Source organism: Streptococcus sp. IsoGale022, assembly GCF_031142805.1.
GTDB classification, from domain to species: domain Bacteria; phylum Bacillota; class Bacilli; order Lactobacillales; family Streptococcaceae; genus Streptococcus; species Streptococcus sanguinis_A.
Genome location: NZ_JAKZJI010000046.1, coordinates 1 through 372, shown reverse-complemented (window position 1 = coordinate 372; position 372 = coordinate 1). Strand labels below are relative to the sequence as shown.

Annotated in this window: 1 protein-coding gene; it reads right to left on the bottom strand. The window is 46.8% G+C overall.

Annotated features, from left to right (window positions below; all coding sequences use genetic code 11):
• Positions 1–372, bottom strand: a 372-nt coding sequence (locus tag RG608_RS11595; protein WP_374989840.1) for a serine hydrolase, incomplete at both ends; no start/stop codon positions are given.

Here is a 372-nt window from a genome sequence, read left to right as displayed (position 1 = left end):
AGCCGCCGTGTCCTAAAATCGCCCCTGTCTCATACTCTGTCACCCAAAAGCCGTGAGCGTTCTTAGCGACTGCTTTATCTGAGAATGTAGAAGTTGTCTGATACAGTTCATTCCAGGTTTCTGGGCGCTTAAAGAGCTTTTCCTTTCTCAAAAGAGCTTGCGCGAACCGTTTGAAATCGGCAAAAGTCCCTGTCGCCTGTCCCGCTGGATAAATATCTGCGGGAAGCAATTTATCTAGATATAAGTTTCCATTTGTATCATAGGTTTTCTCGCCCTGCCGCTTGTCTCGGACATAGGTATTGTCCGACAAATCAGGTAAGAGAGCGGTGTGTTCCATACCCAAGGGCTGAAAAATATGCTCGTGGACATAAG